General features: G+C 48.4%; 24 protein-coding genes and 1 riboswitch. All 24 genes read right to left on the bottom strand.

Annotated features, from left to right (window positions below):
* Positions 1-42: 42 nt before the first annotated feature.
* Entirely contained in the window at positions 43-717 is a 675-nt protein-coding gene (hisIE, locus tag ACSNJE_RS12505) for a bifunctional phosphoribosyl-AMP cyclohydrolase/phosphoribosyl-ATP diphosphatase HisIE (RefSeq protein ID WP_013119730.1), read from the bottom strand.
* Complete coding sequence (hisF, locus tag ACSNJE_RS12500) at positions 714-1475, bottom strand: imidazole glycerol phosphate synthase subunit HisF (RefSeq protein ID WP_013119729.1); 762 nt, start codon at positions 1473-1475, stop codon at positions 714-716. Before hisF ends, hisIE begins: the two co-directional genes overlap by 4 nt.
* Positions 1476-1709: 234 nt before the next feature.
* On the bottom strand, positions 1710-2435 hold the full coding sequence (gene hisA, locus ACSNJE_RS12495; RefSeq protein ID WP_013119728.1) for a 1-(5-phosphoribosyl)-5-[(5-phosphoribosylamino)methylideneamino]imidazole-4-carboxamide isomerase: 726 nt from the start codon (positions 2433-2435) through the stop codon (positions 1710-1712).
* Positions 2429-3034, bottom strand: a complete 606-nt coding sequence (gene hisH, locus ACSNJE_RS12490) for an imidazole glycerol phosphate synthase subunit HisH (protein ID WP_052218462.1) — start codon at positions 3032-3034, stop codon at positions 2429-2431. Before hisH ends, hisA begins: the two co-directional genes overlap by 7 nt.
* Before the next feature lie 12 nt (positions 3035-3046).
* Entirely contained in the window at positions 3047-3664 is a 618-nt protein-coding gene (hisB, locus tag ACSNJE_RS12485; RefSeq protein ID WP_049771595.1) for an imidazoleglycerol-phosphate dehydratase HisB, read from the bottom strand.
* Positions 3664-4749 (bottom strand): histidinol-phosphate transaminase, encoded by a 1086-nt coding sequence (gene hisC, locus ACSNJE_RS12480; protein ID WP_495252780.1) that lies wholly within the window; start codon positions 4747-4749, stop codon positions 3664-3666. The genes hisB and hisC overlap by 1 nt, the downstream gene beginning before the upstream one ends.
* Positions 4750-4791: 42 nt before the next feature.
* Complete coding sequence (gene hisD / locus ACSNJE_RS12475) at positions 4792-6087, bottom strand: histidinol dehydrogenase (protein ID WP_495252779.1); 1296 nt, start codon at positions 6085-6087, stop codon at positions 4792-4794.
* A gap of 58 nt (positions 6088-6145) precedes the next feature.
* The gene (gene hisG, locus ACSNJE_RS12470) at positions 6146-6799 is read right to left on the bottom strand and encodes an ATP phosphoribosyltransferase (protein ID WP_052218459.1); all 654 of its coding nucleotides are present in this window, start codon (positions 6797-6799) and stop codon (positions 6146-6148) included.
* A 77-nt stretch (positions 6800-6876) separates the two neighbouring features.
* A complete protein-coding gene (hisZ, locus tag ACSNJE_RS12465; RefSeq protein WP_495252778.1) occupies positions 6877-8055 on the bottom strand; it encodes an ATP phosphoribosyltransferase regulatory subunit in 1179 nt (392 codons plus the stop codon).
* Between the two features lie 151 nt (positions 8056-8206).
* Positions 8207-9085 (bottom strand): sensor histidine kinase, encoded by an 879-nt coding sequence (locus tag ACSNJE_RS12460; protein WP_052218457.1) that lies wholly within the window; start codon positions 9083-9085, stop codon positions 8207-8209.
* A gap of 29 nt (positions 9086-9114) precedes the next feature.
* Positions 9115-10002: a sensor histidine kinase gene (locus ACSNJE_RS12455; protein ID WP_495252777.1), complete on the bottom strand. Its 888-nt coding sequence runs from the start codon at positions 10000-10002 to the stop codon at positions 9115-9117.
* Between the two features lie 85 nt (positions 10003-10087).
* Complete coding sequence (locus tag ACSNJE_RS12450) at positions 10088-10567, bottom strand: hypothetical protein (RefSeq protein ID WP_495252776.1); 480 nt, start codon at positions 10565-10567, stop codon at positions 10088-10090.
* Positions 10568-10636: 69 nt separating this feature from the next.
* Entirely contained in the window at positions 10637-10759 is a 123-nt protein-coding gene (locus ACSNJE_RS12445) for a cyclic lactone autoinducer peptide (protein WP_083436911.1), read from the bottom strand.
* Positions 10760-10785: 26 nt separating this feature from the next.
* Entirely contained in the window at positions 10786-11394 is a 609-nt protein-coding gene (locus ACSNJE_RS12440) for an accessory gene regulator ArgB-like protein (protein WP_282432069.1), read from the bottom strand.
* A gap of 114 nt (positions 11395-11508) precedes the next feature.
* Positions 11509-11874 (bottom strand): YerC/YecD family TrpR-related protein, encoded by a 366-nt coding sequence (locus ACSNJE_RS12435; protein ID WP_052218453.1) that lies wholly within the window; start codon positions 11872-11874, stop codon positions 11509-11511.
* 357 nt (positions 11875-12231) lie between these two features.
* A complete protein-coding gene (purD, locus tag ACSNJE_RS12430) occupies positions 12232-13500 on the bottom strand; it encodes a phosphoribosylamine--glycine ligase (protein WP_495252775.1) in 1269 nt (422 codons plus the stop codon).
* Positions 13501-13738: 238 nt separating this feature from the next.
* A complete protein-coding gene (purH, locus tag ACSNJE_RS12425) occupies positions 13739-15283 on the bottom strand; it encodes a bifunctional phosphoribosylaminoimidazolecarboxamide formyltransferase/IMP cyclohydrolase (RefSeq protein ID WP_052218451.1) in 1545 nt (514 codons plus the stop codon).
* Positions 15284-15316: 33 nt separating this feature from the next.
* Entirely contained in the window at positions 15317-15928 is a 612-nt protein-coding gene (gene purN / locus ACSNJE_RS12420; RefSeq protein ID WP_052218450.1) for a phosphoribosylglycinamide formyltransferase, read from the bottom strand.
* A 2-nt stretch (positions 15929-15930) separates the two neighbouring features.
* On the bottom strand, positions 15931-16977 hold the full coding sequence (purM, locus tag ACSNJE_RS12415; RefSeq protein ID WP_495252774.1) for a phosphoribosylformylglycinamidine cyclo-ligase: 1047 nt from the start codon (positions 16975-16977) through the stop codon (positions 15931-15933).
* Positions 16978-16989: 12 nt separating this feature from the next.
* A complete protein-coding gene (gene purF, locus ACSNJE_RS12410) occupies positions 16990-18444 on the bottom strand; it encodes an amidophosphoribosyltransferase (RefSeq protein WP_495252773.1) in 1455 nt (484 codons plus the stop codon).
* A gap of 51 nt (positions 18445-18495) precedes the next feature.
* Positions 18496-19215 (bottom strand): phosphoribosylaminoimidazolesuccinocarboxamide synthase, encoded by a 720-nt coding sequence (gene purC, locus ACSNJE_RS12405; RefSeq protein WP_013119714.1) that lies wholly within the window; start codon positions 19213-19215, stop codon positions 18496-18498.
* 67 nt (positions 19216-19282) lie between these two features.
* Positions 19283-20575 carry an adenylosuccinate lyase gene (gene purB / locus ACSNJE_RS12400; protein ID WP_052218448.1) on the bottom strand — a complete coding sequence of 431 codons (1293 nt, stop codon included), beginning with the start codon at positions 20573-20575 and terminating at the stop codon, positions 19283-19285.
* Between the two features lie 124 nt (positions 20576-20699).
* Positions 20700-20800: riboswitch (purine riboswitch) on the bottom strand.
* 35 nt (positions 20801-20835) lie between these two features.
* Positions 20836-21357 (bottom strand): 5-(carboxyamino)imidazole ribonucleotide mutase, encoded by a 522-nt coding sequence (gene purE, locus ACSNJE_RS12395; RefSeq protein ID WP_474774201.1) that lies wholly within the window; start codon positions 21355-21357, stop codon positions 20836-20838.
* 103 nt (positions 21358-21460) lie between these two features.
* Complete coding sequence (locus ACSNJE_RS12390; RefSeq protein WP_052218446.1) at positions 21461-22834, bottom strand: NCS2 family permease; 1374 nt, start codon at positions 22832-22834, stop codon at positions 21461-21463.
* Between the last annotated feature and the right edge of the window lie 201 nt (positions 22835-23035).

Genomic DNA, 23035 nt, shown 5'->3' with positions numbered 1-23035 from the left:
AACAGTTAACCGGGACTGTCCCTTTCAAGTTTTCAATCAGGTTTACCGCCTCTTCCCCAATTCCGCAAACACATCATCTGGTTTGATGTCCTGTTCCTTCAGCAGAACAAGCAGATGATACAACAGGTCGGCGACTTCATAAACCACCTCTGCCTTGTTCCTGTTCTTGGCTCCGATTATTACCTCGGCCGCTTCTTCCCCCACTTTTTTCAGTATTTTATCCAGTCCCTTATTAAACAGATATGTAGTATAAGACCCTTCCGGCCGTTCAACATAACGGTCGGCAATGACATCATATACCTCGTAGAGTATCTCTGCTCCCGCTGGTGTCCTGTCCGTAGTTTGATTTCTGACCTGTGAGCAATTTCCCTGAACATCTTGATTTTCCTTAATTCCATCCACTCTGTTATGAAAACAGGTTTTTTCGCCGGTATGGCAAGCCACTCCCTGCTGCTCCACCATAACCAGCAGCGCATCAGCATCACAGTCATAAAAAACCTCTTTAACCTTTTGAATGTTTCCGGAAGTGGCCCCTTTGTGCCAGAGCTCTTGCCTGCTGCGGCTGTAAAACCAGGTTTCGCCGGTTTCCAGGGTTTTATGCAAACTTTCCGCATTCATGTAAGCCAGCATCAAAACCTCTTTGCTTCTTACATCCTGCACAATGGCCGGAATCAGTCCGTCCGCATTAAATTTCAGGTTATTTACCTCACAACTCAAAGTCTCATCGCCACCCCTCGTTGGATACAGAACTCTTTGCACTCCTTGATTGAATACTCGCCAAAATGGAAGATAGAGGCAGCTAATGCAGCATCGGCTTTTCCCTCCAGAAATCCGTCAGCAATGTGCTGAAGATTGCCGACTCCTCCGGAGGCGATAACAGGAATATTGACAGCTTCCGCCACAGCCCTGGTCAGTGCCAGGTCAAAACCTATTTTGGTGCCGTCCCGGTCCATGCTGGTCAGCAGGATTTCCCCCGCTCCCAATTCCTCTGCTTTCTTTACCCATTCCAGCACATCGATGCCGGTAGGCGTTCTGCCCCCGTGGATATATACCTCCCACTTTCCCGGTTCTCCCGTACTTTTGGCATCCACCGCCAGCACGATACATTGCGAACCAAATTTACCGGCTCCCTCCGCAATAAGGGCCGGATTCTGAACAGCAGCGGTATTTACCGATACTTTATCGGCGCCTGCTGTCAGCATCAACCGCATATCATCTATGGTCCTGATCCCGCCTCCCACGGTAAAAGGAATAAACACTTCTTCCGCCGTGCGTCTGACCACGTCTACCATAGTAGCCCGCCCGTCGGAAGAGGCGGTAATATCCAGAAAAACGAGCTCGTCAGCGCCCTCCCGGTCATAAAGAGCAGCCAGTTCCACGGGATCTCCGGCATCTCTAAGATTAACAAAGTTAGTCCCTTTTACTACCCTGCCACCTGTCACATCAAGACAGGGAATAATTCGCTTCATTAGCATATGTATACTCTCCTTTAATGCGTTGGCACTGCAAGGTGAAACAATCGTTGCTCCAATTGACAATTGCCAACTATCAATTCTCAATTCTCAATTCTCAATTGTCAACTGTCAATTGTTAACTGCCAACTGTTAACTGTCAACTGTCAACTGTTAACTGTCAACTGCCAACTGTTAACTGTCAACTGTTAACTGTCAACTGTCAACTGCCAACTGTTAACTGTCAACTGCCAACTGTCAACTGTTAACTGTCCTCAGCGCCTCTTCCAGATCTATACGCCCATCATAAAGGGCTTTTCCCGTAATTACCGCTTCAACGCCGTAAGGTTCCAGTTGGCTGACGGCAATCAGGTCTTCCAGGGAAGAAACACCGCCGGAGGCAATTACTTTCAAGCCGGTGGCCTCCGCCATTTCCCTGGTGCTTTCCAGGTTAGGACCTTTCAATGTGCCATCCCTCTTTATATCGGTATATATTATCCTGGTGACTCCCAGGTCCTTCATTTCCCGGCCCAGGTCCACAGCCTTTTTGGCAGCCGTCTGGTCCCAACCCTCAACAGCCACATAACCGTCCCTGGCATCAATACCCAGCACTATTCTTTCACCGTACCTGGCGCAGGCCTTCTCCACCAACCGGGAATCAGAAATGGCAGCCGTGCCCAGAATTACCCTGTTCAGCCCCATGTCCAGGTACATATCAATGGTATCCATGTTCCTGATACCGCCACCCAACTCAGCCGGTATATCCACAGCAGCAATGATCTTCCTGACAGCTTCCACATTTTTGGGTTCACCGGCAAAAGCTCCGTCCAGGTCTACCAGGTGCAGGAACCTGGCTCCCTTGGCCGCCCATTTCCTGGCCATTTCTGCCGGGTCATCGGAATATATGGTTTCCCTGTCCAGCCTGCCTTCGACCAACCGGACGCATTTGCCGTTGCGCAGGTCTATAGCCGGAATGATTAACATGATACCAGACCTCCAAAATTCTTTAAAATTTGCAAGCCTAACTTGCTGCTCTTTTCCGGATGAAACTGGATACCAAAAACAGTGTCGTTTCCGGCTATCGACGTAAATGGTATGCCGTACTCTGTTCTGGCCAGCGTTACATCTTCTCCGGCATCAACATAATAGGAATGCACAAAATAAAAAGCTGATTTATCGGGTATACCCTTGAGAATAGGGGTTTCTTGCTGTATTTCTATCTGGTTCCAGCCCATATGGGGAATTTTTAAGCCCGGAGGAAACTTTTTGACGCGGCCCGGAAAAAGACCCAGTCCCCTGTGCAGGCCCCATTCCTCGCTCTCTTCAAACATGAGCTGCAGGCCCAGGCAAATACCCAGAAAGGGAGTACCCCGGGATACAACCTCGTAGATAGCTTCAATAAAGCCGGCAGCCCTGAGGTTCCGCATGGCATCGCCAAAGGCTCCCACTCCTGGCAAAACAACGCCTTGTGCCTGCAGAACGGCCTCCGGCCCGGTGACAATCTCGGCAGGAAAGCCTACCTTCTCAAATCCTTTTTGTACACTCCGCAAATTACCCATTCCATAATCGATAATAGCAATCATATGTTCCTCCGCTTACAAGCTCCCTTTGGTTGACAGTACGCCGGAAATGTTTTCATCTATAGCCGAAGCTTCATTTAAGGCTCTGCCCAAGGCCTTAAATATGGCCTCAATAATGTGGTGGGTATTTTTCCCGGCCATCTGTTTCACATGCAGGGTTAATTCGGCATTGACGGCAAAAGCGCGTAAAAACTCCTCCACCAGTTCGGTGTCAAAGTCACCCACCTTCTGGCAGGGAAGCTGCGCATCAAAAACAAGGAAACCACGCCCGCTCAGGTCCACTACCGCCATAGCCAGGGCCTCGTCCATGGGCACTAAAGCAGTACCGTACCGCCGGATCCCTACTTTATCCCCCAAGGCTTCGGCAAAAGCCCGTCCCAGGCAGATGCCTATGTCCTCCACCGTATGGTGGTCATCTATGCCTGTATCACCCTGGGCAGTGATATCTAAATCAAAAAGCCCGTGTTTGGACCACAGGGCCAGCATATGGTCCAGAAAAGGAACACCGGTATCAAGGAAATAGCTTCCTTTCCCGTCCAGGTTCAGTGCTACCTGAATGTCGGTCTCCGTGGTAGTCCTTGTATATTCCGCCGTCCTGCCATGCCCTTTTTTACTTTTACCAGCCACACCCATCACTCCTTGTTATCCCTTAGAATTACACCTAATTTCTCCAAAAAAATTGCGTTTTCCTCTTTTTTCCCAATGGTTACCCGCAGACAATCTTCCAAACCAGGCACTTTTCCTAAATTCCTGATCAGGATGCCGTCTTTAAGCAGTTCCTGATACACTTTATCCGAATTTACCGGGGTTCTGAACAGGATGAAATTGGACTGACTGGGAAAAGCCGTTACACCGCTTAAACCTTGCAGTTCCATGAAAAGTTTTTCCCTTTCTTCAATAATCATCCCTATTTGTTCATCAAAAAGTTCCCTGTATTTGAGAGCTGTCCTGGCAGCCAGTTGGGAAAAAGAATTGACATTAAAGGGTTGTTTTATTTTGTTCAGTTCCTTAATTACTGATTCGTTGGAAATCAGGTAGCCAACCCTCATGCCCGCCAGCCCGAAGGCCTTGGAGAAAGTTCGTAATACTATAAGGTTGGGATACCTGTTTAAATGAGAAACTATGGTTTCCCTTTTAAATTCAAAATAGGCTTCATCTACGATAACAAGAGCGCTGGTATTCTCGAGCACATACATGATGTCTTCCGGTGGAATCACTGTCCCGGTGGGATTATTGGGCGAAACCAATACAACGATGTCGATCCCTGCCCGGGCCCGTTCCACAAGTTTTTGCACAGGTACGGCAAAGTCTTCGCCGGTCCGCATTTCCTCAACGCCTGTACCGGTAATACGGGCATGAATCTTGAACATGGAGAAGGTAGGTACCGGTATTAATACAGTCCTGTCATTACCCCCAAAGGTTAAATAGATGAGCTGGATCAGCTCATCGGAGCCATTACCTGCTATGAGGTTATCCGGCGCCACCCCGTTATAGTCTGCCAAAGCCTGCCTGAGTTCGACCGCCCCGGGGTCCGGATACCGGGTAAAAACATCGCTGTTCAGTTTTTTGATAATTTCCTGGCAAACCGCTTCCGGAAAAGGATAGGGGTTTTCGTTTAAGTCCATTCTGATGACATTGGGATAGGGATGGGTGTCGTAAGGTACCAAATCCCGCAGGTCTTCCCTGACCCTTGTCCGGACATCAAATTGTATGCTCATATTACTACTCCTTTTTGTCTGTTTTTTTTCGCTAATTGGCTTTTATTTTTTTGCTAATTTATCCAACCTTACCTGGATGGAATTGGCGTGGGCGTCCAAACCCTCCACTTTTGCCAGTTTGACAATGTCCTGGCCCACTTTTTCCAGGCGATCCCGGGAATAGGCAATAATACTAATTTTTTTCATAAAGGTGTCCACATTTAACGGAGAATAAAAGCGGGCCGTACCGCCTGTGGGCAGTACATGGTTGGGGCCGGCGTAATAGTCACCGACTGGTTCGGCCGTGTAATGACCCATAAAAACAGCTCCGGCGTTTTTGATTTTTCCCAAAATGTCAAAAGGCTTTTCCACGGCCAGTTCCAGGTGTTCGGGCGCATAAGTGTTGGCCATTTCAATGGCTTCGGCAAGGCTGTCAGTCACAATAATGGCGCTGTAGTCCCGCAAAGAAGCCGTTAAAATCTCTTTCCTGGACAAATATGATACCTGGCGCTCAATTTCTGCTTTTACGGCATGGGCCAATTTTTCGGAAGGAGTAACTAAAACTGCCGAAGCAAGCACATCGTGCTCAGCCTGGGAAAGCAGGTCAGCCGCCACATAAGTGGGATCTGCTGAGGCATCTGCGATGATCAGGATTTCGCTCGGTCCCGCCAGCATGTCTATATTTACCTGGCCGTAAACCATCTTCTTGGCCAGGGTAACGTATATGTTACCGGGGCCTGTAATAAGGTCAACCTTCCTTATGGTCCGGGTCCCGTAAGCCAGCGCAGCCACGGCCTGGGCGCCGCCAACTTTATATATTTCCGTAACTCCGGCCTCCGCCGCAGCAACTATCGAATAGGGATCAATCCGGCCCCCGGCCGTTGGGGGAGCGACCATAACAATCTCTTTAACTCCCGCCACCTTTGCCGGCACGGCATTCATCAGCACAGAAGAAGGATAGGATGCCGTACCCCCGGGTACGTAGATGCCAACCCGTTCCAGGGGGCGTACCAACTGCCCCAGGACAGTGCCGTCCTCTTCTGGGTCAAACCAACACTTTTGCAGTTGTTTTTCGTGATAAGCGGCAATATTGTCGCGGGCCTTTTGCAGGGCAGGCAAAACATCTTTATCAATAACCCGGTAAGCTTCTTCGATTTCTTCTTCCGAAACCCGTAAAGTTTCCGGCGTTAAGCGGGCTTTATCGAAGCGAGCCGTGTATTCCAGCACAGCCTCGTCGCCTCTCTCCCGTACCTCCTTTAAAATTTCGCTTACCCGCTGTTCATAAACGGCCTGGTCTTCATATACTTTGTTTAATACCTTTTCCACCTCGGTCTGGCCGCTTTTTAAAATTCTGATCATTTTTCCTTCCCCCGTTTCTTTAGACTTCTTTAGCTGTTCAAATTTCCTACAGCCCTATTCAGTCGTTCAGTTTTCCCACAACCTCTTTCAACTGCCCAATCAAGGGATTGATTCTGTTGTTCTTCAGCCGGTGGCTGACCCGGTTAGCAATCAGCCTGGCCGTAGACTTAAATATTTCAGCCACAGCCACCAGATTATTTTCCCGCAAAGTCCGGCCCGTGGACACAATATCCACAATCATCTCGGACAAGCCGACCAACGGCGCCAATTCTATGTTGCCATGCAGTTTGATAATTTCCATCTGCTTCCCTTCGGCAGCAAAATAATTTTGGGCCACCCGCGGAAACTTCGTGGCTACCCTGGCATGGGTCATCTGTTCCCATTGTCCGTCCTGGGCCGTCTTTTCAGGAACGGCCACTACGAACCGGCAGGCCCCGTATTTCAAATCCAGAAGTTCGTAAACGTCCTTGTTCTGTTCCACGATGGTATCTTTGCCGACAAACCCCAGATCCGCTGCCCCGTACTCCACAAAAGTGGGAATATCGGTAGGGCGGCAAATGATATATTTTACCCGGTCTTCTTCGTTGACAAAAAAGAGTTTCCGTGAATCAGTCTCCAGTTCATCCACGTTGAGCCCGGCTTCCCTGAGAACCCGGATCGTATCCTTATATAGTGTGCCTTTGGGGATAGCTATAGATAAATAATCATCCATAAAACACCAGGACCCCTTTCGCTTTAGCGCGTTAAAGCGCTAACATGATGAAATTATAGCATGGATTTTGATAAATGTCAATCCAAGGTAATAACCTTTGCATCGCTGAACATGGAATCCTCAGAATTCAGTTGGACACCGGATCTTCTGTCTCTTGTAACTACCCGGTGACCTTCTGCTCTCAATTGGGCAGCTTTATCAAAGGCCTCCAGGCGCCGGTGGCTTTCATATTCAATGATATAATCCAGGTTTTTGAAATCCCGGGAATGTCCCTGGCGTTCCAGAGCCAGCATAATCCTTTCTATCCCCAGGGCAAAACCGGTAGCCGGGCATGGCAAACCAAACTGGCCAAGCAAACCGTCATAACGACCGCCCCCACAAATGGGGAACCCCAATCCCAGGGCCGACCCTTCAAAAACAAGACCTGTATAGTAATCAAAATCCCTCAACAGCCCCAAATCCAGGTCGACATACCGGTCCAGCCTGTAATCAGTTAATACGGCAAAGACTTCCTCCAGGTTATCTAAAGCCTTCAAAGCTTTGGCGCTTGTAAGCATAGGCCTTATACTTTCCAGTTCCCGCCGGCTTCCGCGGAGGGTAATTATCTGCATCACCTTATCAATCTCTTTCTCCGGTAGTTTTTGGTTATGTAATATTTCTTCCACACCTACAAAGTTTTGGTTGCTGATAGTTGTTTTTATTTCTTTTTTTACCTCTTCGGCAACTTCCAGTTCTTCCATAAGTCCATTAAAAATATCTATTTGTCCTACACTCAATTTGAAATTTTGCAAGCCGATTTTTTTAAGAACTTCCACGGTAAGGGCCAGCACCTCGGCGTCAGCTTCGGGGCTGCTTGAACCTATAAGCTCTACTCCGGCCTGGTAATACTCTCTCTGGCGCCCGGCCTGCGGTTCTTCATAGCTGAAAACATTTGCTATATAAAAAAGCCGCAGGGGGAATGGTCCCCTTTTTTGCCTCGATGCCGTCAACCGCGCTATTGGCGTGGTCATATCGGGACGCAAGGCTAAAATCCGTCCCTGCCGGTCAATAAACTTATACATAAGGTCTAACTGTTCGTCCCGCTGACCTATCTTTAAAACATCAAAATATTCAAAGGCCGGCGTAACAACCTCCTGGTAACCCCAGGCCCTGAAAATATCACTGATCTCTCTTTCCAGTTCCCTTTTGCACCAAGCTTCGCCCGGCATCAGGTCCCTCACACCGGAAGGTATTTCGGTTTTAAAACTCCTGGACATCATCCACACCCCTCTACTACTTTAACATATTAAAGTGATAAAGATATCTTACCATACATCCCCATAAGTGTCAAGGCGGAATTGCCTTTCTCCCTACCAAAAAGAAAAAGCACCCCGTAACGCAAACCCTACGGCGTGCCCAATGCGGCATCTAATTAGCCGGCTGTTTTTGGGGAAAATAAACGGTAAAGACCGTCCCCACTTCTTCATTACCGGTCAAGCTGACAGTTCCCCCGTGTTTTTCTGTCAATTTTTTTACCGTATGTAAACCTAAACCGCTGCCTTCCAAACCTTTGGCGGAAAAACCTTTTTCAAAAATTTTATCTCTTAATTGTTCCGGTACTAACGGTCTCCGGCAGGCAACTTCCAAAAAGAAACCTTCGCCGTTTTCACTAAATGTAACTTTTACCTGCCTGTCGTCAGCGGATACGTTTTCTGCCGCATCCAAAGCATGGTCAATCAAATTGCCGATAATTTGAGATATAGTAATAGCAGAAATCTTTAGGCCAAGTAACTTTGATTTCAGGTCAACGGAAAACCGAATCCCCCTTGACTCGGCATTATGTCTTTTTTTCAGCAAGAGGGCTGCTATTTCCGGATGTTCCAGGTTACTTATTGAGGTGTCTGTTTTTAAACGATCGGTCACTTCTTTAATATACTGCAGGGCATGATCCTTTTTGCCCAATTGAATAGAACCCATGATCACCTGTAGGTGATTAAAAAAATCATGCCTATGGGTGCGTAAAATACCGACCAGCTCCTGGCTTTCTTTTAAACAGGCCTGGTTTAGTTCCGCCTCTTTTTCCTTTTTCGCCAACCTGATAATTTCCCTTACCAGGTAAATGGCCGCTATTCCCAGAACTACCCCGGCTGCTAACGAGAAGCCAAACATAGTCTTCATGGGTTTGGCAACTTTTTGGTACAAAGAAAAATAGCCCCAGAACCCGTTTACAAAAAAAATTAAAACTTGTAGCAAAATTACCATAATCAGGAATGCTGATTTTTGGTTAAATTGTGACGGTGAAAGCATGGTTTTCCTCCATTTAAAGTATTTACATGTCAAGATACTTCTGGCGCCTGAACATTTTTCGGAAAACAGATTGCAAAAACAGTACCTTTTTCTTCGTTACTGGTTAGTTCAACAGTCCCTCCGTGTTTTTCAGTAAGCTCCTTGACAATATACAAACCCAATCCGCTGCCATTACGACCCTTGGTTGTAAAGCCCTTCTGAAAAACCTTTTCCTGTAATTCCGGCGGTATGGCAGGCTTGCTATTACAAACCTTGATAATAAAACGCCGGCTGTCTTCGCTGAAAGTTATTTCTACAGTTCGATCCTCTTCTGCCGGTAAATCCTTGACGGCATAAAAAGCATTATCCACTAAATTTCCCAATATTCTGGAAATAACACTTGCAGGAAGGTCCAAGCCCCGTAAATCCGATTCCGGCCTTACAACAAGGCGAATCCCATCCTGTTCCGCATGGTGCATCTTTTTAAACAACAAAGCAGCCACTTCAGGATGTTCCATATTACTGATCAGGGATTCGTTTTTCAGGGAATCCACCACTTCATTGATATAATTGAGGGCATTTTCCGCTCTGTTCAAATGGATACATCCCATTATCACCTGCAGGTGGTTGAGAAAATCATGGCGGTGAGAACGCAAAACATCAATGAGCTCCCGGTTCTCCTCTAAATGAACCTTGTACACCTCGGCCTCCTGTTCCCTGGCTGCCAGCCGGATAACCTCCCTGAGCATCAGGACAGACCAGCCGCCCAGTACAATACCGGCCGATAATGAAAGGATGCCAACGGTTCTCAGGGAAATGCCCACTTTCTCATGCAGAGCAAAATAAGTCCATATTCCCGTCTCAACCACCACAAAGCTCTGCAGCAGTATCAAAAAAAGGAGTAATATTTTTTTGTCAACTTTATATCCTGGTATCATAACTGTTCCTCCGCTAACCACTGGACCCCCATTTCACAGTTGTCTACTCCCGCGGTGGCCGGAGTCTTGACCTGTCGCTTTAAGCCTATCGGCCCAGGTGTTCAATATTTATCAGCGCCCGGCCGGTAAAGGCAGTAAACAGACACGCCAAAATAAGTAACGCATCGCCCAGGTAACCGGTGACAATATGGAGCCAGGTATTGGACATTATATCTTCAATAGTGATATTTAGTTTACTAAGAATAAAGGGGAAAGTAGCTGATTCGCTAAGAATCAGAATAATAAAGCCCACCAGGCCGGCCACGGCACTGGCACCCCAGTTCCTGCGGCCGACCAGACGCAAAATGATGATTAACCCCAGCAGGTTCAGCACAGTATGAGTGCCTAACGGCCACTGGTTAATGGTATAAATACCGCGTACCAGGTAGACCAGCAATCCCTGCAGCAGGCCTACCATGACAGTCTGTTTCAGGTTTAGCCTGATGCCAATCAGCGCCATGCCGGTATAACCGACCAGAGCGCCTTCTATGATGTAAAAGAAAACCAGCACCCTGAGATCTTCCACGATAATTGCCTCCTTTGCAAGTACAGCTATGGGTAAATATTTTTATTCAGCGTTTTACATCACCAAGCTTTATTTTCTCAGTGCTTCGGGCAGCGAAGGTTGGTATCCGCTTACATTACACGCGGAAACCACGCTTATTTGGGCCAGAAATGTAAACAGCGCAATAGCCAGCATCAGCAATCTTCTGTACATGGGTTCCCTCCCCCTTTCTCCAGAGGCTAAGGCAACATTCTGTCCACCATTGCCACCAGACGATACCCACAGGGTGTCAGGCTGAAAATCTGCCACATCAGTCCCAGGGTGCCGGCCAAAATAACATCGGATTTGAATAAGTTTACAATACCGCAGGCGCTCCCGCCCCAAAGAATAAACCAGGCAACCAGATACATCCGTGATAATCTGCGCAGCCGCTTCTTCATTTTTTCTTCGGTAATCGGTTTGTTGGGCGTATCGGCAGGCGCATATTTATAAACAGCCCACAAACCCAGCAACCATACTGCTGTTACCAGTGCCGAAAGCAGAGGAGAGGAAAAATAGATGTGAGCAAGTCGCGAGAAGATTGCGATGGTGGGAGAAACTATAGCCCCCAGCAGAGAACAGTTCCTGATACTGGCAGAATGAGCGCCTCCGGACAGTACTCTCAGCCCGGCTGCGGTAAAAGCCGCAACCAGGGCCAACTGAACAACTCCAAGCAGCCAGGATATAATGACTATCAGGACAATTCCGGCCAAATTGCTTACAAAAACAGCAAAACCATAAGTTACAATCTCTGCCTGTTCATTGCTTAAGCCCAATTCTCTTTGCAGGTAATCAGAAAATTTACCGATAATTTTTTCCGTTTACATCTCTCCTTCCTGAAACTAAAAGTCTATATTTCTAATTCTTATTATTTCGACATTTTTTGCTAAAATCCTTCATCATGTTATTTTTATCCTGTGAACCTATGTTTTCTTCCGTGTCCCCAAGGAAGAGCTCAAATCCCTGGAACAGAGCTGCTGCCGTCTGTCAGCGGCGGTTTCAGATTTTAACCTTTCCAATACAAGCTTATATCCGTCCGCACCATAATTCAGGCAGCGTTTCACCCTGCTGATAGTGGCCGTACTGGCCCCGGTCCGTTCAGCAATCTCCCCGTAGGTCTTTTCGGCCTGCAGCATTTTGGCCACCTCCAACCGCTGGGCCATGGCCTTGAGCTCGGCCACCGTACATATATCTTCAAAAAAACGGTAGCATTCATCGACATTTTCCAGCAGCAGCACAGCTTCAAACAGTTGGTCAAGCAAAGGATCTTTCAGTTTGAATTCAACCAAAGTTCTCCCTCCATGATCTCTTTTGGTTTACCTAATTCCACAATGAAACATATTTCCCTTCTTTAATATGCTAAAATAAAAAACTAACCATATTTTAGACCGTTTTTTCAGAAAATAGTATACACAAGATTGGTTAGTGGAACTCCGTTCACTTGAAATCACTGAACTTGGCCAAATCGCCGTGCATGGTTTGAGGCCCACGGTTTCCGATGTCCATACTGGAACAGGGGCCAGGGTTGAAAGTAAAATGCCCCAAATCACCGGCTAAGGCCAATAACAGCCGTGGCTGGAGCCACATACGGCAATTCAGCCGGGTCCGTGATTTGGGACACAAAGGAAACAATTAATTTATGTGTTTCATAGATGTCGTAAAGCCTTTTGACCGATATCTTTACGATAATGCATGTTGTCGAAATGGATTTTGCCTACAGCTTTATAGGCATTTTCAATTGCCGCCGGTATAGATGGGCCAAGGGCCGTTACACCGAGCACCCGTCCTCCGGATGTAACTATGCGGCCATCCTGTAAACCCGTTCCTGCGTGGAAGACAATGGCCTCTCTAGCCGCATCGTCTAACCCGGTAATAGGGTCGCCTTTTTTATAGCTACCCGGATACCCCCCTGCTGCAAGCACCACACAGACAGCCGCTTCCGGTTTCCACCTGATATTAACTTCATGCAAACGCTTGTCTATTACCGCCTCCATAATCTCCACCAGATCGCTGTCCAAGCGCGTTAATACCGCCTGGGTTTCCGGGTCCCCAAAACGCACGTTAAATTCCAGGACTTTCGGCCCGTCTTTGGTTATCATCAGGCCGGCATAGAGTACTCCCTCGTAAAGGCGCCCCTCCTGGGCCATACCTTGCACGGTGGGTTTAAGAATCTTTTCCATCACCTGCCGGTGTAATTCATCCGTATAAACGGGAGCGGGCGAATAGGCGCCCATGCCGCCGGTATTGGGTCCTTCGTCATTATCAAATACCCTTTTATGGTCCTGGGAAGACACCATGGGAACCACCGTTTCCCCGTCGGTAAAAGCTAAAATACTTACTTCCTCGCCTTCCAGGCATTCTTCAATGATAATCATATCCCCGGCCTGGCCAAAGGCTTTGTCTTCCATCATCATGCGCACGGCATTTATGGCCGTTTCTTCATCCCGCGCCACCACCACACCTTTTCCGGCCGCCAAACCGTCAGCCTTGACCACGCAAGGCGCCCCCGTTTCCTTAATATATTCGATGGCAGACCCGGCATCAGTAAACTTGGCGTATTTGGCCGTGGGGATGTTGTACTTGGACATAAGTTCCTTGGCCATCACCTTGCTGCCTTCCAGTTCCGCAGCCTGCCGGGAAGGCCCGAATACCTTGAGACCTGCGACTCGAAATTTATCCACCAAACCCATGGTTAACGGCGCTTCAGGCCCAACCACGGTCATATCAATGCCTTCCTGTTGAGCAAAGGTTAACAAACCGTCAATATCCTCGACGGAAATGGTGACACATTCGGCAATTTGCGCCATCCCGGCGTTTCCCGGCGCACAATAGACCTTTGTCACTTTTGGGCTTTGTTTGATTTTCCAGACCAGGGCATGTTCACGCCCGCCACCGCCAACAACCAGTACTTTCAAGCTATTCACCTCTGCAAACAGCCAGTGGTCATCACCACCGGCCGGAAATTTTGTTCACAGCCCGGAGACAGTGGTCAGTTGATATCCAGCCACAGCTATGGTGAAACAGTAAGTTGGGATCTAACGGAGGACGGTTTGTGGCAAACTTTTTTAAACCACATTTTCTCTGTGTTTCCTCTGTGCTCTCTGCGTCCTCTGTGGTGACTATTTAAATTCGCACCACTGTCACGGGCCCCTTTTAGTGTTTGAAATGCCTCATGCCAGTAAAGACCATGACTATGCCATGCTCGTCGGCCGCTTTGATGGATTCCTCGTCCCGTAGGGAACCGCCCGTCTGAATAATGGCCGTAATTCCCGCTTTGGCGGCCTCGTCGACTGTGTCACGGAAGGGAAAGAAGGCATCGGAGGCCAGCACCGCCCCTTTCGCCTTTTCGCCGGCCTGGGCAAAGGCTATCCTGGCCGAACCCACACGGTTCATCTGTCCGGCGCCGACTCCCAATGTGCACTTATCCTTAGTCACTACTATGGCGTTGGATTTCACATGCTTAACAACTTTCCAGGCAAAAAGCATTTCTTCTAATTGTTCTCTGGTAGGCTGTGCTTTGGACACTACTTTCAGGTCATCAACAGTTATTGACCCGGCATCGGATTCCTGAACAAGCAAGCCGCCGTTTACAGCCTTCATATCGTAGCCCGCAGGCGGCCCTTCGGGCATCTGCCCGGTCTTCAAAACCCGCAGATTTTCCTTTACCCCAAAAACTTCCAGAGCCTCCTCCGTATAATCAGGAGCAATAACGGCCTCCAGGAAAATCTCATTCATTTTTTCGGCTGTAGCTTTGTCCACAGTAGTATTTATGCCCACAATCCCGCCGAAGGCCGATACAGGGTCGGCTTCATAGGCCCGCCGGTAAGCCTCGGCTAAACTGGCGCCGCTGGCCACGCCGCAGGGATTGTTATGCTTGATGATGACCACCGTGGGTTCTGTAAATTCCCTGGCTATTTCGAAGGCTGCATTGGCGTCCATAATATTGTTAAAAGACAATTCTTTCCCCTGCAGTTGCTGCGCTGTTCCAACACCCGGCGTTTTTGCCAGCGGGTCCCGGTAGAAAGCCGCTTTTTGATGCGGGTTTTCGCCGTACCGGCAATCCTGCGCCTTGACAAAGCTGAGATGGAGGTTGGCCGGGAACTTTTCCCCCGTCGTTTCCCGTACCAAGTTGTTCATATAGGCGCTGATGTATGTATCATACTCTGCCGTGTGGGTAAAGGCCTCGGCTGCCAACTGCATTCTGAATTCCCTGCTTACTTTTCCTTTTTTCAGTTCTTCAATAACCTGGCCGTATCTCACCGGGTTCACCACAATGATAACATGCTCAAAGTTTTTGGCTGCCGCCCTTACCATGGTAGGCCCGCCGATATCTATGTTTTCAATGGCGTCTTCCAGTGTCACGTCCGGCTTGCTGATGGTCTGCTTGAAAGGATACAGATTCACCGCAACCAAATCTACCGGACCAATGTTATGTTCTTCTAACTGGGCTAAATGCTCGGGGGTTCTCTTCGCCAAGATACCACCGTGGACATACGGGTTTAAAGTCTTGACCCGGCCGTCCAGGATTTCCGGGAATCCGGTTATCTCAGTAACATACTTGGCCGGTATTCCCGCTTCTTTAATAGTTTTGAAAGTGCCGCCCGTGGACACAATTTCAAACCCCAGCCCGTGCAGGGCGCGGGCAAATTCAACAACGCCTTCCTTGTTTGACACACTGATAATCGCTCTCCTGCTCAACTTTACTCCTCCTTTTCCGGTTTCAGCAACGTCCTAGTCACTGATCCGCACTTTTCTTCCCTCAACCTTTAATTTACCGTCAGCAAAGAGTTGAATGGCCTGGGAGTAAATCTTGTGTTCCTCTTGCAGTATTCTCTGAGCCAAAGTGTCTTCATCATCGTCTTGCATGACAGGTACGACAGCCTGCAGGATAATCGGACCTGTATCCATGCCGGCGTCTACAAAATGGACGGTACATCCCGAATACCTGACCCCGTATTCTACCGCATCCCTTTGGCCATGCGCCCCTGGAAATGCAGGCAGCAAAGCGGGGTGAATGTTCATTATCCGGTTGGGAAAACTCTGTAGCAGCACTTCACCGACCAACTTCATATAGCCTGCCAGAACCACCAGGTCAACACCATGCTGAACCAGGGTATCCACTATTGCTTTCTCGTATTCGGCTTTCCCTGGAAAACTTGCCAGTTCAAACCAGAAAGCCGGAATTCCTTTTTTCCTGGCCCTTTCCAGGGCAAAGGCCCCTGGTTTGTCGCTGATGACAACAACCACTTCCGCCGATAGCTTCCCGGCATCAATGTTATCCATGATTGCCTGCAGGTTGGAGCCTCTGCCGGAAGCCAGCACGCCCAGCTTTACTTTGGCCATAGTTATACCCCCTTATATTCTACAGCCGCCTCTCCGGGTACTACCTCACCTATATAAACGGCTTTTTCCCCGTTAGCGGCAAGGGTCTGCATTACAGCTTCCGCTTCGTCGGGAGCCGCAATTATGACCAGGCCTATGCCCATATTGAATGTGCGCAGCATTTCATGGTCTACCACGCGGCCCGTCTCCTGGATAAGTTTAAAGATAGGCGGTACTGTCCAGGCCGACGGGTCAATTACTACCTTACAGTTGTTGGGAAGGATACGGGGAATGTTTTCCGTCAAGCCACCACCGGTAATATGCGCCATCCCTTTAATACGATGTTTTTCCAACAGGGGAAGTACCTGTTTCACGTAAATACGGGTTGGCTCAAGAAGTTCCTCGCCCAATGGCCTGGTTAAAGGCGCCGGTGTCTCATGCAGGGCAAAACCGCCTATTTCCAGCAGCACTTTTCTGGCCAGGGAAAACCCGTTGCTGTGGAGTCCGGATGAAGGCAAACCGACCAGTTTGTCACCAGGCTGAACAGCATGGCCGTCGATTATTTTCTCCCGGTCAACAATACCGACGACAAACCCGGCCACATCATATTCGTCTTCGGCATAAAATCCGGGCATCTCCGCAGTTTCACCGCCAATCAGGGCACACCCGGCCTGGCGGCAGCCTTCGGCAATCCCTTTTACAATATCGGCTACCTTTTCAGGAACCAATTTCCCTACTGCCAGGTAGTCCAGGAAAAACAGGGGTTCCGCTCCCTGCACCAGGATGTCGTTCACACACATAGCCACAGCATCAATACCGATGGTATCATGCCTGCCCGTCATAAAAGCTATTTTTAATTTGGTACCTACTCCGTCCGTTCCGGAAACCAGGACCGGATTTTTATATTTGGCTGCATCCAAGGCAAATAAGCCGCCAAACCCTCCTATGCCGGTCAGTACTTCCGGGCGGAAGGTCCTCTTGACATGGGCCTTCATCAATTCTACCGCCTCATTGCCGGCTGTAATGTCTACACCTGCATCGGCATAAGTTATCCCTTTTTTTTCTTCCATTTCCTTCCCCTCCTATTCCAGAACGAATTTTCCCATTTCCTCCGGTTTGGGGATAGGAATGGGATAATCGCCGTCAAAACAGGCTGTACAAAACTTACCGGGTACGGTATTGAACGCTTTCAAGAGCCCTTCCAGGCTCAGGTAATGGAGCCCGTCGGCCCCGATGAATTGCCTTATTTCATCAAGGGACATCTTGGCAGCTATTAGCTCTTTCCTGTTGGAAGTATCTATACCATAATAACAGGGCCATAAAATAGGCGGCGAACTGACACACATGTGGATTTCTTTGACTCCTGTATCCCGGAGCATTTTAACCATACGGCTACAGGTAGTACCCCTGACAATGGAGTCATCAATCATCAGAATCCGTTTCCCCTTGAGAATGTTTTTGATCGGGTTTAATTTCAGGTGTACCGCCAGGTCCCTCAATTCCTGTGTCGGCTGGATAAAGGTCCTGCCGATATAACGGTTTTTCATGAGCCCTTCCTCAAAAGGCAGCCCTGATTCCTCGGCATAGCCCCGGGCAGCGGCATTTCCCGAATCCGGCACAGATATCACCAGGTCCACATCGGCACGGTACTCTTTCGCTAATTGGCGACCCATCTCACGGCGAACCTGATTGACCATATACCCGTCAATAACGCTGTCGGGCCGGGCAAAATATATGAACTCAAAAACACAGAGGCCTTTTCTTTCCGCTGCCCCGTAATGTATAGACTTAATGCCGTTTTTGTCTATGACGATTACCTCGCCCGGTTCCACATCCCTGACCAACTCGGCCCCAATGGTATCAAGGGCACAGGATTCGGAAGCAAGTATATAAGCGCCGCCCAGTTTACCGAGACACAACGGTCTGACGCCATATGGGTCCCGCACCCCGATTAACTTATCCCCGGTCAAAACCACCAGGGAATAGGCGCCTTCTATTTCATCCATACACCTGGTAATAGCCTTCTCAATAGGCACGTTGCTGTGTCTGGCTATGATGTTTACAATTACTTCGGTATCAATAGAAGATTGGAACACTGCACCCCTTTCCATGAGCTTCGGGCGAAGTTGGTGGACATTGGTCAGGTTGCCGTTATGAGCCAGGGCAATCATACCTTTTTGGTAATAACACACAAGCGGCTGGGCATTGGTGACTAAACTGGAACCAGTGGTGGAATAGCGCACATGTCCAATAGCCGCATGTCCTTTCAGGCTGTCTAACCGGGCTTCGTCAAAAACCTCGGGCACCAGGCCCATATTTTTATGCAGCAGGATGTTTTTACCGTCAGCAGTGGCAATACCTGCGCTTTCCTGTCCCCGGTGCTGCAAGGCGTAAAGCCCGTAATAGGTCAGGCGGGCAACATCTTTATCCGGTCCGAAAATACCGAAAATTCCGCATTCTTCCCTTGGTTTGTCGGCCCGGAACAGGTCCGGTTCGACGTCTTTGTCCGAGGAGAGCCCGTAATCTTCCTTGATCATTTTATCTTCCTCCGCATACAAAGTAAATCATTTCCGGAAATATGCCAAAGCTTAAATACTCTCTCCCGTGAGCCTTCTAAGCACTTCCCGGTAAGCCTCTTCCACGTTGCCCAGGTCTCTTCTGAAACGGTCCTTATCGAGTTTTTCTTTCGTTTCCACATCCCAGAAGCGGCAGGTATCAGGTGAAATTTCATCAGCCAGAATTACCTCGCCTTTATGAATACCAAACTCCAATTTAAAATCAATTAAATCTATTTTTTTATCTTTTAAATACTCTCTGAGAATGTCGTTCACCTGCAAAGCTATGGAAGAAATTGTTTGCACCTGTTCGGGCGTAGCTAAATTAAGAGCATAGATATGGTATTCGTTAATTAGCGGATCACCCAGGGCATCATCCTTGTAATAGAACTCAAGCACCGTCCTGGGCAGCATGGTACCTTCCGGCAGTCCTATCCGCTTGGATAAAGAACCGGCCGCAATATTGCGCACAACAACTTCTACCATGATAATCTTTGCCGCCTTGACAATTTGCTCCCTGTCGTTGACCTGTTTCACCAGGTGAGTTGGTATCCCTTTGCTTTCCAGCAAATTGAAAAAATGGGTAGAAATCTTGTTGTTTAGGATTCCTTTGTTCATGATAGTGCCTTTTTTCTTGCCGTCAAAGGCCGTTGCATCGTCTTTGTACTCCACCCAGTACAGGTCCGGGTCAGTAGTCTTGTAGACTTTTTTGGCTTTCCCTTCATAAAGTAATTCCTGCTTTTGAATATCCATTGTTCTCCCCCCTTAAATTTAAGCCACACAGGCATCTGTCAACCGGTCACTGCACACCGGCCACTAATCATAAACCAAAGCGGGCAAAGATGGTATCTACATACCTGAGATACCACTGGTAATCAAACAGAGAACGCAGTTCTTCGGGTGAAATAAGGGCCGTTACATCCTCGTCCGCTAACAAGAGATCCAGGAAGTTTTGCTTGGTGCGCCAAACCTCCATGGCATTTCTCTGCACCAGTTCGTAAGCTCTTTCTCTAAGGATACCTTTTTCCACAAGGGCCAGCAGTACCCTTTGCGAGTAAATCAGGCCCCTGGTTTTATTCATGTTTTCCATCATAGCGTCGGGATAAACCAGTAGGTTACTAACAATTTTTATAGTCAGATGGAGCATGTAATCAAGTAGGATAGTGCTGTCAGGTATGATTACCCGCTCTACAGAAGAATGGGATATGTCTCTTTCATGCCATAAAGCCACGTTCTCCATGGCCGCCAAAGCGTTGCCCCGCAATACGCGTGCCAAACCGGAAATCCTTTCCCCTGTGATGGGGTTTCTCTTATGGGGCATGGCCGAAGAACCCTTCTGCCCCTTGGCAAAGTACTCCTCGGCCTCTCTGATATCGGTCCGTTGCAGATTGCGCAGCTCCGTGGCGATTTTTTCCAACGTGCATCCTATCACCGCTATGGTCGCCATGTATTCAGCGTGCCTGTCCCGCTGAATAACCTGAGTGGCTATCGGCGCAGGTTTTAAGCCAAGTTTTTCGCAAACCCGGCGCTCCACTTCCGGGTCGATATTGGCGTAAGTGCCTACAGCCCCGGATAACTTACCGACGCTGATATTTTCGATGGCCCTTTTCAGCCGTTCGATATTGCGGTCTGTTTCCGCAATCCAGAGGAGCATTTTCATGCCGAAGGTCATCGGTTCGGCATGAATGCCGTGGGTCCGCCCGATCATCGGTGTATATTTGTACTCTTTGGCTTTTTCCACCAGCTTTTCCCGCAGGATCTGCAGGCGGGGAAGCAAAAGTTCTCCCGCTTCCTTCATTAACAAACACAGGGCCGTGTCCCCCACATCCGATGAAGTCATACCCATGTGAATGTATTTTGACTCTTCACCCACGTTTTCGGCCACGTTGGTCAGGAAGGCAATCACATCATGGTTGGTCACCTTTTCAATCTCGTTAATCCGGTCAACATCAAAAGCTGCCTTTTCCCTGATTGCCTTCGCCGCCTCCACCGGTATATAGCCCAGTTCGGCCATGGCTTCACAGGCGGCAATCTCCACGTCCAGCCACTTTTGAAACTTGTTCTCCAGGGTCCAGATTTTCCCCATTTCAGGTAATGTGTAACGGTCAATCATCCTTTAGGTACCTCCGTTAAATTTTGTTCTGACAAGATAAAATTAGCTCTGGCGAGTCCAGAACCAGGGAACCACCAGAGCCAAAAATCAGCATGGTATACCGGATTCCTTTAAAGGGATGCCAAAAGAACCGGTGTTCCCTCGTAGTCCGGTCATTTACGGTGCCGGGTAGAGACTCTCGAACCATATTATCGAGTATATACGAGGGTCTCAGGATGTTTAGGTAACATCCGGAGACTATTCATTTTTTCAAGCTTCTATTAACTGCCGTTGTTCAAATAACCTTCTATACCCAATTCGGCAAGTTTGGCAGCTTTCGCCTCCACTTCCCGTTCCATTTTCGCTTTATATTCCTTTATTTTTTCCCTGACTTCAGGGTACTTGGCGCCAATAATCTGGGCGGCCAGGATACCTGCATTCTTTGCCCCGTTTATGGCAACCGTGGCTACAGGAATTCCCGGCGGCATCTGAACAATAGCGTACAGGGCGTCCACTCCTTCCAGAGCCCCTGATTTGATAGGCACCCCTATAACCGGCAGCGGAGTGAGGGCAGCAATGACTCCTGGCAGGTGGGCAGCCATACCGGCCCCGGCAATAATTACTTCCAGTCCTCTTTCTGCGGCCGTTTTGGCATACTGCGCCGTCTTCTCAGGTACACGGTGGGCCGAAGAAATGATAACCTCGCTTTCGATACCGAACTCTGCCAGTATGTTGGCCGCATCCCGCATTATCTTCAGGTCTGAGTCACTCCCCATTACAATACCAACAAGCGGTTTAGCCATAAGCCACCTCCAAAGCTATTATCATACAGTAAAAAGTTTTTCTAAATAAATTTTCCACATGCAAGGTTAAGTTTCCTGTGTCAAAAACCTTTATCCTTTAAAATTATGCGCTCCCCAGCATAGTGTACCTAACAGCCACCAGGACAACCAGTATATACATCAGCCAGTGAACTTCCCTTGCTTTTCCCGTGGCTATTTTTAAAAATACGTAAGTAAATATGCCGGCTGAAACGCCATTGGCAATATTTTGGGTAAAAGGCATAAATACAATGGTAAGGAATGCCGGAATGGCCTCAGTCATTTCCGAAAAATCAATATCCCTGATGGCCGATACCATCAATAAACCCACCAGAATCAGAGCAGGAGCAGTGGCCGCGCTCGGAATCAGAACGAAAAAAGGCGCCAGAAAAATGGCCAGCAGGAACATTATTCCGGTGGTGACTGCCGTAAGGCCTGTCTTACCACCTTCTCCTATACCGGCGGCGCTTTCAATATAAGCAGTAACGGTACTGGTTCCCATGAGCGCTCCAAAACTGACACCGAGAGCGTCAACCAGCATAGCCCGGCCAATTTTGGGGTTATTCCCCTTCTCATCAAGCAGTCCCGCTTTGCCTGCAGTCCCCACCAAAGTACCAAAGGTATCAAAGAGCTCAACAAAGGTAAAAGTCAATATTACGGTAATCAGTCCTGCTCCGAGAGCGCCCTTCACATCAAGCTGGCCTATGGCAACATTACTGAAAGAGGGAAGGGCATACTTAAAACCTTCAATTTTGGTTACCCCCAACGGAATGCCTATAACAGTCGTTATGATAATTCCCCAGAGCAAAGAACCTTTGATTTTTCTGGCCATCAACAGGCCGGAAATAAGCAGACCTATAATCGCCAGGAGGGCCGGGCCGTGACTGATGTTCCCCAGTTGAACCACCCATTCTGTCGGCTGGATAACACCTTTGCCTGCTTTGGCAATCCCTTCCAGTGTGCCGCCAAATTTGCCGGGCAGTAATTCCAGGAAGACAACGGTAAGCCCGGATAATTTCACACCTATAAAAGTAATAAACAATCCAATACCGACGGTAATTGCTTTTTTCATAGAATTTGGCACAGCTTCTACCAACAACTGTCGAATGTTGGTTACTGTCAAAATCAAAAAAATAACTCCGGAAATGAATACAGCTCCCAGGGCCACTTGCCAGGTCATCTGGCCTGAAGCCACAACAGCGGCAAAGTAAGCATTCAGACCCATACCCGGCGCCAGGGCGATGGGGAAGTTCACGAACAGCCCCATGGCTATAGTAACTATCCCTGCCGCCAGCGCCGTAGCCAGGAAAACGGCATTGTAATCCATGCCTGCCCCGGAGAGAATAATGGGGTTGACGGCAAGTATGTAGGCCATCGTCATAAAAGTGGTCAACCCGGCAACAACTTCTGTTCCGACACTGGTGTCTAATTCCCTGAGTTTGAATAACCTTTCCAGCATAGCAGAATACCTCCTTAAGTTTAAAGTGCGTTAGCTTGGGTAACCATTAAAACATTGAATATTGATTTTATAATTGTACTGCTTAAGCAATTTCTACAATGCTAAGGTTGCCGGTAATATTCTCCCACTTAACTGTGAAATTAGAACAAAAAACAAAAAAGTTTACCAAAATAAACAAAAGTATGAAATATTAAAATAGCC

Source organism: Thermincola sp. GK-1 (assembly GCF_059412445.1).
The sequence above is the reverse complement of the archived record's forward strand: the minus strand, read 5'-3'. Positions and strand labels throughout refer to the sequence as shown.

What these genes read in the sequence shown, in the direction of transcription:
- ACSNJE_RS12445 (WP_083436911.1), bottom strand. Translation starts at nt 10,759, where the DNA reads ATGTACAGAAGATTGCTGATGCTGGCTATTGCGCTGTTTACATTTCTG.
- hisG (WP_052218459.1), bottom strand. Translation starts at nt 6,799, where the DNA reads ATGGATGATTATTTATCTATAGCTATCCCCAAAGGCACACTATATAAG.
- hisH (WP_052218462.1), bottom strand. Translation starts at nt 3,034, where the DNA reads ATGATTGCTATTATCGATTATGGAATGGGTAATTTGCGGAGTGTACAA.
- purB (WP_052218448.1), bottom strand. Translation starts at nt 20,575, where the DNA reads ATGATTGACCGTTACACATTACCTGAAATGGGGAAAATCTGGACCCTG.
- purN (WP_052218450.1), bottom strand. Translation starts at nt 15,928, where the DNA reads ATGGCCAAAGTAAAGCTGGGCGTGCTGGCTTCCGGCAGAGGCTCCAAC.
- hisC (WP_495252780.1), bottom strand. Translation starts at nt 4,749, where the DNA reads ATGAGCATACAATTTGATGTCCGGACAAGGGTCAGGGAAGACCTGCGG.
- hisB (WP_049771595.1), bottom strand. Translation starts at nt 3,664, where the DNA reads ATGGGTGTGGCTGGTAAAAGTAAAAAAGGGCATGGCAGGACGGCGGAA.
- purE (WP_474774201.1), bottom strand. Translation starts at nt 21,357, where the DNA reads ATGGCTAAACCGCTTGTTGGTATTGTAATGGGGAGTGACTCAGACCTG.
- hisA (WP_013119728.1), bottom strand. Translation starts at nt 2,435, where the DNA reads ATGTTAATCATTCCGGCTATAGACCTGCGCAACGGCAAATGCGTCCGG.
- ACSNJE_RS12460 (WP_052218457.1), bottom strand. Translation starts at nt 9,085, where the DNA reads ATGCTTTCACCGTCACAATTTAACCAAAAATCAGCATTCCTGATTATG.
- purF (WP_495252773.1), bottom strand. Translation starts at nt 18,444, where the DNA reads ATGATCAAGGAAGATTACGGGCTCTCCTCGGACAAAGACGTCGAACCG.
- hisZ (WP_495252778.1), bottom strand. Translation starts at nt 8,055, where the DNA reads ATGTCCAGGAGTTTTAAAACCGAAATACCTTCCGGTGTGAGGGACCTG.
- ACSNJE_RS12390 (WP_052218446.1), bottom strand. Translation starts at nt 22,834, where the DNA reads ATGCTGGAAAGGTTATTCAAACTCAGGGAATTAGACACCAGTGTCGGA.
- hisD (WP_495252779.1), bottom strand. Translation starts at nt 6,087, where the DNA reads ATGATCAGAATTTTAAAAAGCGGCCAGACCGAGGTGGAAAAGGTATTA.
- ACSNJE_RS12455 (WP_495252777.1), bottom strand. Translation starts at nt 10,002, where the DNA reads ATGATACCAGGATATAAAGTTGACAAAAAAATATTACTCCTTTTTTTG.
- purM (WP_495252774.1), bottom strand. Translation starts at nt 16,977, where the DNA reads ATGGAAGAAAAAAAAGGGATAACTTATGCCGATGCAGGTGTAGACATT.
- hisF (WP_013119729.1), bottom strand. Translation starts at nt 1,475, where the DNA reads ATGCTAATGAAGCGAATTATTCCCTGTCTTGATGTGACAGGTGGCAGG.
- purC (WP_013119714.1), bottom strand. Translation starts at nt 19,215, where the DNA reads ATGGATATTCAAAAGCAGGAATTACTTTATGAAGGGAAAGCCAAAAAA.